9 protein-coding genes and 1 pseudogene are annotated in these 13,351 nt (G+C 62.1%); 2 read left to right on the plus strand and 8 right to left on the minus strand.

Features of this window, described 5'->3' with window-relative positions; genetic code table 11:
- Nucleotides 1-49: 49 nt before the first annotated feature.
- Nucleotides 50-2,023, plus strand: a pseudogene (locus tag F6X24_RS10160) (AAA family ATPase); the annotation flags it as partial.
- Nucleotides 2,024-2,090: 67 nt separating this feature from the next.
- Nucleotides 2,091-2,747 carry a hypothetical protein gene (locus F6X24_RS19280; RefSeq protein WP_262714494.1) on the plus strand — a complete coding sequence of 219 codons (657 nt, stop codon included), beginning with the start codon at nt 2,091-2,093 and terminating at the stop codon, nt 2,745-2,747.
- A gap of 20 nt (nt 2,748-2,767) precedes the next feature.
- Here the strand turns inward: F6X24_RS19280 and F6X24_RS18970 are convergent, their stop codons facing one another.
- The 8 genes from F6X24_RS18970 to F6X24_RS10195 all read right to left on the minus strand — a co-directional run bounded on the left by F6X24_RS18970 (nt 2,768) and on the right by F6X24_RS10195 (nt 13,331).
- Nucleotides 2,768-2,944 (minus strand): hypothetical protein, encoded by a 177-nt coding sequence (locus F6X24_RS18970; RefSeq protein ID WP_191906283.1) that lies wholly within the window; start codon nt 2,942-2,944, stop codon nt 2,768-2,770.
- Nucleotides 2,941-3,459 carry a hypothetical protein gene (locus F6X24_RS10165; RefSeq protein WP_151087888.1) on the minus strand — a complete coding sequence of 173 codons (519 nt, stop codon included), beginning with the start codon at nt 3,457-3,459 and terminating at the stop codon, nt 2,941-2,943. Before F6X24_RS10165 ends, F6X24_RS18970 begins: the two co-directional genes overlap by 4 nt.
- 242 nt (nt 3,460-3,701) lie before the next feature.
- Nucleotides 3,702-4,412: a pirin family protein gene (locus F6X24_RS10170; protein ID WP_151087889.1), complete on the minus strand. Its 711-nt coding sequence runs from the start codon at nt 4,410-4,412 to the stop codon at nt 3,702-3,704.
- Nucleotides 4,413-4,503: 91 nt separating this feature from the next.
- Entirely contained in the window at nt 4,504-5,220 is a 717-nt protein-coding gene (locus F6X24_RS10175; protein ID WP_151087890.1) for a pirin family protein, read from the minus strand.
- A 142-nt stretch (nt 5,221-5,362) separates the two neighbouring features.
- On the minus strand, nt 5,363-6,046 hold the full coding sequence (locus F6X24_RS10180; protein WP_151087891.1) for a 4'-phosphopantetheinyl transferase family protein: 684 nt from the start codon (nt 6,044-6,046) through the stop codon (nt 5,363-5,365).
- Between the two features lie 33 nt (nt 6,047-6,079).
- Nucleotides 6,080-10,591, minus strand: coding sequence for a Pls/PosA family non-ribosomal peptide synthetase (locus tag F6X24_RS10185; protein WP_151087892.1), 4,512 nt, complete (start codon nt 10,589-10,591; stop codon nt 6,080-6,082).
- Nucleotides 10,592-10,924: 333 nt separating this feature from the next.
- The gene (locus F6X24_RS10190) at nt 10,925-12,355 is read right to left on the minus strand and encodes a T9SS type A sorting domain-containing protein (protein ID WP_151087893.1); all 1,431 of its coding nucleotides are present in this window, start codon (nt 12,353-12,355) and stop codon (nt 10,925-10,927) included.
- 82 nt (nt 12,356-12,437) lie between these two features.
- The gene (locus tag F6X24_RS10195; RefSeq protein WP_151087894.1) at nt 12,438-13,331 is read right to left on the minus strand and encodes a glycoside hydrolase family 16 protein; all 894 of its coding nucleotides are present in this window, start codon (nt 13,329-13,331) and stop codon (nt 12,438-12,440) included.
- Nucleotides 13,332-13,351: the final 20 nt, after the last annotated feature.

The raw sequence follows: 13,351 nt of genomic DNA on the forward strand, positions 1-13,351 counted from the left end.
CCTCCTCATTGGCAGCACGGGCGCGGGCAAATCTACGTTTGCGCGGCGCTTGTTCAAGCCCACGGAAATCGTGTCGTCGGATGCCTGCCGGGGCCTGGTGGCCGACGATGAAAACGACCAGTCGGCCAGCAAAGATGCCTTTGAGTTGCTGTACTACCTGGTGGCCAAACGCCTCAAGCGCGGGCTGCTCACGGTGGTCGATGCCACCAACGTGCAGGAAGAAGGCCGCAAGCCGCTGGTGGCCCTGGCCCGGCAGTACCACGTATTGCCCGTGGCCATCGTGCTCGACGTGCCCGAGGCCGTAGCCCAGCAGCGCAACGCCCAGCGCCCCGACCGCCGCCACCTGGGCCGGCACGTCGTTGCCAGCCACCGCCAGCAGCTGCGCCGCAGCCTGCGCAGTCTGAAAGAAGAAGGCTTCCGCCACATCCACCACCTGCGCAGCGTGGCCGACATCGACGCCATCCAAGCTATCACCCGCGAGCAGCTCTACAACAACCGGCAGGAGGAAACCGGCCCCTTCGACCTCATCGGCGACGTGCACGGCTGCTACGAGGAGCTGCGCGCGCTGCTGGAAAAGCTCGGGTATCAAATTACGGAAGAGCCGATTACGGACGTGCGGGATTTGGGGGTGCGGGTGGTCGCGCCGCTGGTCGTTCAGGCGGGCGCCTCACCCCCTGCGCACCTCTCCAAAGAAGGAGAGGGGGCACCGGAAATGCCCCTTACGGAATCGTCAGGCTCTCCCTCTCCTTTTTCGGAGAGGGGGCCGGGGGGTGAGGCGCCCGTCAGAACAACCCGCCGTGCCATCTTCCTCGGCGACCTCGTGGACCGCGGCCCCGCCTCGCCGCAAGTCCTGCGCCTGGTGATGAGTATGGTGCGCGACGGCAGCGCCCTGTGCGTGCCCGGCAACCACGACATCAAGCTGCTGCGCCACCTCAACAGCAAAAAAGTGACCGTAAACCACGGCCTGGCCGAAACCCTGGCCCAGCTCGAAGCCGAGCCGGAAGCCTTCAAAAGCGAGGTGCGGCGGTTTCTCGACGGCCTGGTGAGCCACTACGTGCTCGACGGCGGCAAGCTGGTCGTCGCCCACGCCGGCCTCACTGAGGAGATGCAGGGGCGCGGCTCGGGCGCCGTGCGGGCCTTCGCGCTGTTTGGCGAAACGACCGGCGAGATTGACGAGTTCGGCCTGCCCGTGCGCTACGAGTGGGCCCGCGAGTACCGGGGCCGGGCGATGGTAGTATTCGGCCACACGCCGGTGCCCGACGCCGAGTGGCTTAATAACACCATCGACATTGATACCGGCTGCGTGTTCGGTGGCCGCCTCACTGCCCTGCGCTACCCCGAGCGCGAGCTGGTGGCCGTGCCGGCCGCGCGGGTGTACTGCGAGCCGGCCCGGCCACTTGACTACCGCCGCAGTAGCGCGGACTTTCCAGTCCGCGAGTCAGCAGAATCCCCCGGCTCGCGAACTGGAAAGTCCGCGCTACAAGTTGCCCAGCACGAAAATGACGACCTGCTCGACATCCGCGACGTCACTGGCAAGCAGTTTATCGAAACGCGGCTCATGCGCGGCGTCACCATCCGCGAGGAAAACTCGGTGGCTGCCCTGGAAGTGATGTCGCGCTTTGCCCTGCACCCGAAGTGGCTGCTGTACCTGCCGCCTACCATGTCGCCCACCGAAACTTCGGCGCTGCCCGACCTGCTCGAACACCCCGCCGAGGCGTTCGACTACTACCGGCGCCTCGGCGTAGAGCGCGTGGTGTGCGAAGAAAAGCACATGGGCAGCCGCGTGGTCGTAGTGCTGGGCAAAGATGAAGAGGCCATCCAGCGCCGCCTGGGCCTGGTGGGCGAGGGTATCGGCAAGTGCTACACCCGTACCGGCCGCAACTTCTTCACCGACGCCGCGCTGGAAACTGCCTTTCTCGCCCGCCTGCGCGACGCCCTGAACACGGCCGGCTTCTGGGAGAAATTCGACACCGACTGGGTGTGCCTCGATGCCGAGCTGCTGCCCTGGTCGGCCAAAGCCCAAGAACTGGTGAAAACCCAGTACGCCGCTGTGGCCGCTGCTGCCACGGCCGCCCTGCCGGCGGGCGGTGGTGCTGGCCGAAGCCGCCGCCCGCCAGCTCGACGGCGCCGACGCGCTACTGGCCCGCACCACCGCCCGCCGCCAGGCCGCCGCTCACTACGCCGAGGCCTACCGCCGCTACTGCTGGCCGGTGCACTCCCTCAACGAACTCAAGCTGGCCCCCTGCCATTTATTAGCCACCGAGGGCCGCACCTACTTCGACCGCGACCACGCCTGGCACATGGAAACCCTGCGCACCCTCGCCCTGGCCGACCCCGGCCTGCTCCGCGCCACGCCCTACCGCGTGGTACCCCTGGCCGACCCCGCCGAGGTCGAAAACGCCATTCAGTGGTGGACCGACCTGACGGCGGCCGGCGGCGAGGGCATGGTGGTGAAGCCCTACGACTTCATCCCGCAGGGTAAAAGCGGCCTGCTCCAGCCCGCCCTCAAGTGCCGCGGCCGCGAGTACCTGCGCATCATCTACGGCCCCGACTACCTGCTGCCCGGCAACCTGGAGCGCCTGCGCCAGCGCAACGTGAAAACCAAGCGCAACCTCGCCCTGCGCGAGTTCGCCCTCGGCGTCGAGGGCCTCGAACGCTTCGTGGCTGGCCAGCCCCTGCGCCGCGTGCATCAGTGCGTATTCGGCGTGCTCGCGCTGGAAAGCGAGGCGGTGGACCCGCGGCTGTAGGGCATAAAAAAAGCCGCTGATTAGGCGGCTTTTTCAGAATCATAACGTTTCAAGTCGTCAGTTACCTTTCGGGCAGCGTCGTTCTTTTTGCGCTGGTCAGCTTGACGATGTTGTTCGTCAATCTTGTCAAGCTCCTGCTGAAAGGAATTAAGCAGGGCTTTGTCATCTAAGTCGAAGTAAACGGGCTGCGGTTTCATAGTTTTTCCTCTTGCAAGGGTAAAGATAGTTTCTTAACGGTGACGCTCACCAAGTTGTTCATTCTGGTTTCAGCTTCGATGCGATTGATGCTGCGCTGCTGATAACTATGCAGAATCTTTCGGCGTCCGCTTTCAAAAGCTGCCTTGAATGCGTCAAAATTCCAACCGACAGCAGGACGTGATAGTCTGTAAACACGTCGCCCAGCTACGGCTCGTATCTCCCACAAATTGACATAGCAGGCAAATGCAATGTCAGCAAAGCTGAAAAAGCCGTTGCCTGGGTGGTTGTGAGTCAGGACAGCATCTCGCATTCCTCGCATATCATCGGTATAGAAACGTAGCGACCCTACGTCACCTACCCGGGCAGTCAATAAATTACCAGCTTGGTCAAATGCAAACCCAACTTCGACTGGCGCACCAGCTATTTGACGCTCCACGCTACGTAGCAGCTCTGACAAATTAAGCGAAGTATCTAATACTACACTTTCTATGTCAAATGGTAGAGATTTATTCATGAATGCCGCTTAAAACACCTCGCAAGATAGCAGTGCTTAGCAGCGAATTGTTGAAGCCGGAACTGGAATACAGGTTATAAAAAGCCGCCTCAAGGCCCATAGCTGCTTCTCAGTCATCCGTTACCTCCGCGAAGCTCCTGCCGCTACTCAACGTGCTTCCCTTCGGCTTTCTCCAACAGTGCGCGCACCATGCGCCGGTTCGGAATGGCGCCGGCCGCGCGCCGCTATTGCCCCCGGCAGGGCTAATGGTTTATCGGCGCCTCAATCAGGATAAACCGCGTGCCGGCCGCGCAGCCGATACTTACGCTATCGGTGTCCCAGATGCCCAGGCTTTCGCGCTCGGCCACCGGCTGCCCGGCCACTGTCACGGCGCCACTGATGACGAACAGAAACAGCAGCTTATTCAGAGGTTTGAAGCTATACTCCACCGTTTGGGCCTCGGTATAATAGCCGAGTGAGAGCTTGGCGTTCTGGTTTATCCAGCAGTGGGCCTGGCCTTCCTCGTTGCTGACGATGGTGGTGAGCTGGTTTTCGCGCTGGGCTTCCGGAAACTGGCGGCGCTGGTAGCGCGGCCCGATATTCTGGAGCTTGGGCTCAATCCAGATTTGCAGAAAATTGACCGGCGACTCGCCCACGTTGTGTTCCTCGTGGCGCAGGCCGCTGCCCGCGCTCATGATTTGCACCCAGTCCTGGTGCACGATTTCGGTGTAGCCCAGCGTGTCCTTGTGGTTCATGCTGCCGGCCAGCATCACCGAGATAATCTCCATGTTGGCGTGGCCGTGGATGCCGAAGCCGCCGCCCGGCTGCACAAAATCGTCGTTGAACACGCGCAGCAGCCCGAAGCCGCTGCGCTCGGGGTCGGCATACGGGCCGAAGCTGAGCGAGAAATTGCTTTGCAGCCAGCCAATGTCTTTGAGGCCGCGCTCGGCGGCGCGGGTGAGGCGGATTTTCATGCGGGAAAGGTAAGTAGCGTGGACGCTGCGAGTCCGCGCGGTGTGGGATTGAAACGCTCCTGCGCGCAGACCCGCAGCGGCCATACGCTGTTTAAAATTCCATCGGCACTTCCATCAGCAACAGCTCGGCGTTGCTATCGGCCTTAATATCGAGTTTTTCCACTTCCCACACGCCCAAGCCATCGCGGCGGTGCAGCGGCTGGCCGTTGATAGTTACGTCGCCGGCCAGCACAAAGGCGTATACCCCGTTGCCCGGCTTTTTGAGCTGATAGTCAGTAGCAAAGCCCTGGTCGAGGTTGCCGAGGTGGAACCAGGCATCCTGATGAATCCACACGTCGCCCTCGCTAGGTTTGGGCGAAACCACCTGCAATAGCTTGTTGTGGCGCTCGGCGGGCGGAAAGCTCTGCTGTGCGTAGCGCGGGGTTACGCCGCGTTTATTGGGGAATACCCAGATTTGCAGAAACTTAACCGCCTCCGAAGAGCTGTGGTTCTTCTCGCTGTGGGCCACGCCGGTGCCGGCGCTCATCACCTGCACGTCGTGCTGGCGAATCACGGCCTTGTTGCCCAGCGAATCCTGGTGCTCCAGGTCGCCGGCGAGCGGGATGCTGATGATTTCCATGTTGTCGTGCGGATGGCGGCCGAAGCCCATGCCGCCGGCCACGGTATCGTCGTTCAGCACGCGCAGCGCCCCGAAGTGCATCCGACTGGGGTTCTGGTAGCTGGCGAAGCTAAAGGTGTGGTAAGAATCGAGCCAGCCGTGGTTGGCGTGGCCCCGGCTGCCAGCCGGGTGTAAAACGGATTGTGCCATTAGATGCAGGTTTAGCAGGTGTCGGAATAAAGACAATTAATGTAGGTACATTGTTCTGAAAAAAAGAAAATAATTATGCTGCTGAGCCCGTGTGTCAGCGCGAAGACTGCTGAAGCAGTTTAAAATCCGGGAAACGGGCCGGCTACTGTGCAAGCCCGGCCGGAAACTCGAAATGCGCGAGGGGTAGATTACCTGCGCTTAGGGTTGCCACCGCGCCCAGGTGCGCCGTGCCCGCCGCAAAGCTGTGCAGCGTAGCCCCGGCCGGAGCAGTGAGTGCGACCGAGTTGTCGGCGCCGAGCTTCAAAACAGAAAATTCACAAAACTGCATACTCAGCCCCATGCCCAGGGCTTTGGCGTAGGCTTCCTTACGCGTCCAGATAGTGAAAAACAGCGACCAGTAGGCAGCGGGTGCCGCAGCCAGCAGCGCCGCCTGCTCGGCGGGCGCAAACAGCTGCTGGATAAGCGCTTGGGCATCGTCCAGGGGCTGTTGCGCCTCCACATCGGCCCCAACGGCGCCGGTATCGGACACGGCCAGCAGTGCCCGGCCCGGCCGGTAAGAAAGGTTAAAATGCAGGCCGGAGCCCGGCAGAGCAGGCTTGCCGGTAGCGTCGGGCACCACGCGCACCGCGCTGGCTGGCTGCTGCAGATATTGCCCAAGCACCGCGCGCAGGAAGCCATGCGCCCGGCCGTACGTCTGGCGCAGCGCGGGCGTGCGCAGGCAGGCCTGCCGCGCCTTTTCAGCCGAGCCAAGCGTGGCCTCGGCGCTAGGCCACGCGCAGTGCTCCTGGCTAAGGTCGGCTTGCCAAACGTGGAGGAAAAACGGCATGGGGCAGAGTTGGCCGGCGCTGTAAAACCGACGCTAGTGGCCGGCCGTGCCGGAGATAAAGGCGCTCGGGATGCCCTGCCAGCGGGTATTGGCGGGCAGCTGCTCACCTTTCATCAGCAGCGACAGGCTTTTGAGGGTGGCGCCGGGGCCGATAACCGAATCGTAGAGCACCACGGAGGAGGTGCCCACCGTGGCGTAGCGGCCAATGCGCAGGTTCGACATCTTCATCACACGGTCTTCAAAGAGGTGCGTTTGAATAGTTGAGCCGTTGTTGAGCACGGCGTGGTCGGCCACCCAGGCGAGGTCAAACTCCGTAATTTCGGTGGTATCCATGTAAACCGAGCGGCCGAAGTGACTACCCATGAGCTGGAAAAACCAGGTGGCAAACGGCGTGCCCAGCAGCGGCGCCTCCCAGAAAGGATACACGTAGCTTTCGCACAAGGAGTTAACTAGCTCGTTGCGCCACACAAACGACGACCACAGCGGCTTTTCCGAGGGGCGGTAGCGGCCGATGAGTAGCCACTTAAGCAAGGCAGTGAGGATGGAGAAGCCGAAAATCAGCCCCACAAAAGCGGCCGTGCCTACCCCCACGCTGCTCCAGAAGGGATAATGCTGCAAGTGCCAGTGGCAATAGTGGTAGAGCACGGCAAAAGTCACGAACGTAAACGTGATGGGCAGCACGATTTTAAACAGCTCGATAAGGCTGCGCGCCCACACCAGGCGGGCCGGCGGCGCAAACGTCAGCTCGGGGGCAAAAGATTGGGATACCGGCCGGTTGGGCAGCAAAAAGGCCGGGGAGCCAACCCACGACGTATTATCGGGCGGCGTAGTAGTGGGCGCTGAGGATAGCGCCCCAATCAGGTTGTTGGTGCCCAGCACGGTGCCGCCGGCCAGCACCGCGCCGTTGCCAACGAAGGTGCGCGGCCCCACCACGGTGGGCAGAATCGATACCAGCCCGTGCTGCACGCGCGGCGCGCCCACGCTCACCGAGTCGGCCAGAAAAGAGCCGGGGCCAACGGTCAGGTGCTCGGCCGAAATATGGTTAAGGGTCGATACTTCGGCGCGGTGGCCGATGTTGGCCCCCAGCATTCGCAGCCAGTAGGGGGTATAAATAGTAGCGTAGAGCGAGCGCAGCAGCGTCAGGCTTTGGGCGAGCACGGCATCGGCCACCCAGTGGCGCACGTAGGCCAGGCTGTAAAGCGGTATGGTGCCGTTGGCCTGCCGGCCGGCCACGAGGCGCTTGGTGCCGGCCAGCGTACCCATCAGCAGCAGCACGTAAAGGGCCGAGAGGGGGAATAGGGTTAGCAGCGACGATACAGGGGTGAATCGTTCGATACTTTCATACAGCAGGCCCAGAATGGGCAGCGAAGCCACCGTGGGTACCAGCAGCATGAGCGCGATAGCCGCCAGCTGAGCCAGCAGGTAGCCGGCGCCGGGTGCGGCCGGCCGGATGGGAGCCGGGCCAACGGCCCGCACGCGCTGGGCCGGTGAGCCCAGCCAGCCCTCGCCACCCGGTACCTGCCGGCCGGCCGGCAGCACCGACAAGTCATCAAGCTCGGAGCCGTCGCCGAGGCTGGTATTGCCTTCCATAATAGCCCGCAGGCCCACGTAGCCATCGCGGCCAACGTGCGTAGGGCCGATAATGAGGCGGTCGCGCTCCACGCGGTAGCCCAGCAGGCAGGCTTCACGGGCAATGCTGGCCCCGTCGCCGAGCGTGAGCAGGTCGAAGCACATCAGACGATTGGAGCCTAAATATACCCCTTTTCCAATATTTGCGCCCAGCAGGCGGTAGAATAACGCCAGAAACGGCGTGGCCGACAGCAGCTGGGTGGGGGCGGCTTCCACCAGCTTTTTTACTGCCCAGAAACGGTAGTAGTAAAAGCCCCACAATGGATACTCGCCGGCCCGGAACCGGCCGATAAGCAGCCATTTGAAAGCCACTACCAGCAGGCAGGCCAGGGGCACGTACAGCAGGACCATTGCCATGCCAAGCAGGGTAATCGCCGTCCACGACCACTGCGTGAGCCAGGGCCGGAAGTGCAGCGATAAGTTGAGAGTAAGCACCGGCACAGCATAGAAGGCGGCAATCGAGAGCAGCTGCAGGATGGCCGTGAGCAGGCGCACCGGGGTGCTGGTGCGAAGCAGCGGGGCCGCTGCCGGCTCCGGAATAGCCCCGGCCGAAGCAGCTTCGGTAGCCGCAACCGAGGCGGCCAGCGCCTCAATGGTACGGCGGGTATACATCTCCTTTACCGACAGGCCCTGAAAATCGGGCTGTTGGCGCAGCTCCGAAATAATGAGTGAGGCCAGCAGCGAGTTGCCCCCGATATCGAAGAAGTCGTCGGTCACCGACAGGTCGGCGGTGTCGAAGCGCTTTTGCCAGGCGGCGTAGATGGCAGCTTCGCGGGGGTCGCGGGGCAGCGTCAGCTCGCGGGTGGGCGCCTGGTCGCCACTTACGGGGTAGGGCAGGGCCTTGCGGTCGACCTTGCCGCTGGTGAGCAGCGGAAACGAAACCAGCGGCACCAGCGCGGCGGGCAGCATATACGGGGCCAGGCGCTCGCGCAGGAAGGCGCGCACGGCCTTCTCATCGAGCAGCTGGTTGGGTTCGAGAATAAGGTAGGCGATGAGCTTCTTCACGCCATCAGTACCCTCCTTAAGGGCCACGGCGGCGTTGCGAATACCCGGCCATTGCAAAAGCAGGCTCTCGATTTCGGCCAGCTCGACCCGGAAGCCCCGGATTTTTACCTGGGTGTCGATGCGGCCCAGGAAGTCGATGTTGCCATCGGCTTCGAAGCGGGCGAGGTCGCCGGTGCGGTACAGCCGGCCCACAAAGCCATTTTGCAGCTCGCTGACGGTGTTAAACTTAGCGGCGCTCAGCTCGGGGCGGTTGAGGTAGCCCGCCGCCAGGGCCGGCCCGCCCACGCACAGCTCGCCGGCGGCGCCCAGCGGCACAAGCTGGCCCAGCTGGTCGAGCAGCAGCGTTTCGTAGCCCGCCAGCGGCCGCCCGATGGTGAGGCGCTGGCCGGGTACGAAGTCGGCCGCCGTGGCAACTACCGTGGCCTCAGTGGGGCCGTAGGTATTCACTACCCGGCATTGGCGGCTGGCCCACTTGGTCAGCAGCTCGGGCGGGCACACCTCGCCCCCCAGAATAAGCAGCCGCAGCGTCGGGATGCTGGCCGGCAGCAGCGACAGCAGCGTGGGCACGGTAGAAAAGACCGTCACTTGCTGCTCCACCAGAAAGTCGGGCAGCGCGTCGGGGGCTTTCATGGTTTCTTCGGGCACGGGCACCAGCGTGCCGCCCGCGCCCCAGGCCAGCCATAGCTCTTCGAGCGAGGCATCGAAGGCTACCGAAAACCCCTGCACCACGCGGTCTTGCGGCGTGGGATGAAACAGCAGCTGCTCGGCCCGCACCAGGTGGCAGATGCTGTGGTGCGGAATGAGCACGCCCTTGGGCAGGCCGGTAGTGCCCGAGGTATAGATGACATAGGCGATAGATTCGGGGCCCAGGGGCACTGGCTCCAGCCCGCCAGCCTCGGCGGGGGCCGGTAAGCTGAGGTCGATAGCCCGGCCGGGCCAGGTTTCGAAGCCCTCGGGCAGTGGCCGGTTGGTGAGCAGCACGCGCGCCCCGCAGTCGGCCAGAATAAACGTAATGCGGTCGGCCGGGAAAGAAAGGTCGAGCGGCACGTAGGCCGCGCCGGCTTTCAGCACGGCCAGCATACCCACGTACAGCTCAATGGATTTGGCCATGAGCACGCCCACAAAGTCGCCGGCCCGCACGCCCTGGCGCTGCAGGCGCGCGGCCAGCTGGTCGGCCTCGTGGTTGAGCTGCTGGTAAGTGCGGGTGTCGCCGAGCCAGCTCAGCGCTACCTGGTTGGGATAGAGATGCGCGGTTTCCTCAAACAGCTGGTGTAGCTGCTGAGGGCCACCTTCGGGTACGTGCTGCGGCACCATCATAAACTGGCGCAGCAGCGTGGTTTCTTCATCGGCCAGAAAGAATACGTAGCCCACCGTCGTTTGCCGGTTGCGGCTAAGCTGCTCAAATACCCGCTGCACATGCGTGGGCAGGTAGGCGGCTCCCCAGGGGCCGGGCAGCCCGCCGGTGCAGGCAAAGCTGACGGCCACGGTATGGTCGGGGGCAAAATCCAGGGTTACGCACCACTCGTGGTCGGGGTGTTGCGCTTCGGGCGCCGGGAAGGAAATGCGGCAGCGCGTGATGGCCGCCCCCAGCTGCTCGGCCACGCCGGCCAGGGCCATTGCCAGCCGGCTGGCAGCTTCCACTTCCAGCTCGGCCAGCGTAAGCGCATCGCTGAGGTTGAGCAGCACGGCAGCCGGCGGAAAGGCCGTAGTGGCATTCTCAACCCGCAAAATGGCTTGCAGCTGCACGGCGCTGCGCTCGGCGGGCTGCCGGTAATACACCACCGCAAAGGCGGCCAGGTAACCGGCAATCAGGGTTTCCTTTTGCTGAAAAGCCAGCTCAAAGTCGGCGGGCTTGGCTAATGACTCGGGCTCCGTAGGCGGAGCAAAAGGCAGGTCGGTGGTCGTACTCATCGGGGCGGGGCCGCTGCTGGCAGGCCAGCAGCAAAGGAGAACAGAAGGGAGAGCAGCAAACAAATAACAGGTGGCATGCGTGCAAAGATGCCACCCGGTAGCGGTCAATACTTAATCAGCATTGGTAGTGCTGAGCCAGGTATAAGGGCCCGGTCAATAAAAATACGGCTAAGCGGCAGGCTACCGGCAATACAAGCGGCCTTCTGCAAAGCCTACGCCAAACCGCCACGCCCGGATACAAAAAAGCCGGCGGGTGCTCTTTGAGAAGCACCCGCCGGCCTGAATTTTAACCGGCTGGAGTAGGTAGGGCTAAACGTAGCAGCCCTGCTTACGTTATTCTACGCTCAGCGACTGGGTGAGGGCTACGCCATCTACCACCAGGCGGCAGGTGTAGAAGCCGGGCGCCAGGCTGGTGGTACGCAGGTCGGCGGTATAATCGCCGGCCGGCCGGGTCTGGTTCTCAACTACCGAAGCCACGCGGCGGCCCATCGCATCGTACACAGCCAGGCTAACCACGGCTGATTTTTGTAGGCTGTAGCCCAGGTGCGTGAGGCCGGCAGCCGGGTTGGGGTAAGCCGGGGCCAGGGCCGCTGCACTCGTCTGGCTGGCGCGGGTAGCGGTGACCACGTAGTTGGTCAGGTGCGGGCCGGTCCAGTCATCGATATAAAATTTGCCGGGCTTCAGGGTATTGGGCGCAATAAGCAGTACAATCTCGTTCAGGCCTGTGGGTGGAACGCTGGTATCGGGGCGGTTCGAGTTGCTGAATACCAGTGTTTCCCAGCCACCGCCCTTGGCCGTGGCCGTGTATTCTGAGTGCCGGCCGGCCGGGTAAGCTGCCCGCGACTTGGCAGAATCCTGCAACGTAATCTGGAACACGGTGCCCGCGGCCGCCCCGTACACCTTCATGGTCATTTGCTTAGCGTTGCTCAGGAAGGGCGTTACATCGGCCAGGGGTGCGCCTTTGGGAGCCAGAAACAGTACATCATACTGCTGGTTCGAGCGCGTGTAGCGCATCACATGAGCGCTCGAGTTAGCGGTGCTGGAGGCCGGGTTCAGCGTGTCGAGCTTAAAGCCGCCCGAGGTAATACGGCTGCCCTTGTACGTCACGGCACGGGTGCCCTCGTAGTTATCGTAGAGCTGGTCGGTTACGACGGGTGGAGTAGTGGTGCTGGTAAAAAACTCCGGCCCCATGATGTCGTCAATGTAATAGGTATTGGCATTGTTGGTGCCCAGGTCGATAAGCATAGCAAGCTGGTCGATGTCAGCGGCAGTTACGGAGCCATCGCTTTGGGCAGCCGAATACGCAAAAGTCAGCGTTTCCCAAGTATTGGCCGCAGCTGCAGTGGTTGCATTGAAGGTGCCGGAGAAATTGCCCTGTGGGTAAACATAGGGAGCAGCCGTGGCCTTAGCCTTGTTTTGCAATACTAACTGCACCTTTACGCCGGGTCCCGGGCTCCGAAATTTCATTGAAAGCTTTTTAGTGCCGCTGACGTAGGGAGATACATCAGCAAATTTGCCGGTTTTCGGGACTATCGTGATAGTAGCATATTGCTGCGAGCCGTCCCGCACGAAGCTGCCGACGGTGCTGCTGGTGTTGGGAGCCATGCTGCCAGGGTTCGCTACCGCCGTTAGCGTACCCTGCACGGCCGGGTAATTCACGAGTCGCACATCTTCGAAGTTATCGAGTAACGTTTGGGCCGAAGCAGCGCGGCTGCCTAGCGTGAACAGGCCGGCAGTCAGTAAAAGCGTAGTAAAAGTTTTCATGAAAAAAAAGTTGGTGGGAAAATGGGAAAGTCACAACTCAACCCGGCCAGCCTGCACGCAGGATGGCCGGGTTGGTAAAAAACTACTCTTTGTATTGAAAAAAACGCACGTAATCTACCTGCATGGTTTGCGGAAAGGTCGTGCTGCCATCGGGGTTGCCATCAAAGTCACCGCCCACCGCCAGGTTTAGGATGGCATAGAAGGGGTTATTGAATGGATACGGCGACACGTCGCTCGAGGTCAGCGTGTAGTACTTATTGCCATCCACGTAGAAGTCCATCTGGTTCATGCTCCGCACGCAGCTAAAGACATGGAAGTCGGTCGAGAAGTCGCCGTTAGCCGTGCTCGGCAGTGCATAGACCGTGCCCTTGTACTGGTGGGTAGCTACGGAACTGCCATAGTGTACCGTGCTGTAGTCAGTACTGGGCGAGCTGCCTTTCAGCTCCATGATATCGATTTCGCCGCAGGCCGGCCAGCTCGCCTGGCTATCATTGGCACCCAGCATCCAGATGGCCGGCCACATGCCCTTGCCCTTGGGCAGCTTGGCCCGCACGTCGATTCGGCCGAAGGTAAACTGTTGCTTGCCTTTGGTGTTGATGCGACCCGAGGTGTACTGCCGGCCATTGTAGTTTTGCTGAATAGCCGTGATATTGAGCATACCACCAGTCAGGGTCACGTTGTTGCGCGAGTTGGTAGTTGCTTCCAGCTCGTTGTTGAACCACACGTCCTGTATCTCGTAGCTCCACTTGGTTGCGTCGAGGCTGCTGTCGTTAAACTCGTCGCTCCACACCTGCACGCTGTAATCGGCATATGGATGAGGGGTGGCGTTGACGGCCGACGAGCTGGTGCCACCCGTGCCCGTAGTAGCCGTGATAACCGGCCCGGGGGGATTTTGGGTGCAGCCGCCGGCCGCCAGCGTCAGCGTAAAGCCCAGCGCCAAACGGCGGAGTGGCCACGCGGTCAATGAATATAGCATATTTACTAAGTAATAAGGGT

It is taken from the genome of Hymenobacter baengnokdamensis (assembly GCF_008728635.1).
In the GTDB taxonomy this organism is placed as follows: domain Bacteria; phylum Bacteroidota; class Bacteroidia; order Cytophagales; family Hymenobacteraceae; genus Hymenobacter; species Hymenobacter baengnokdamensis.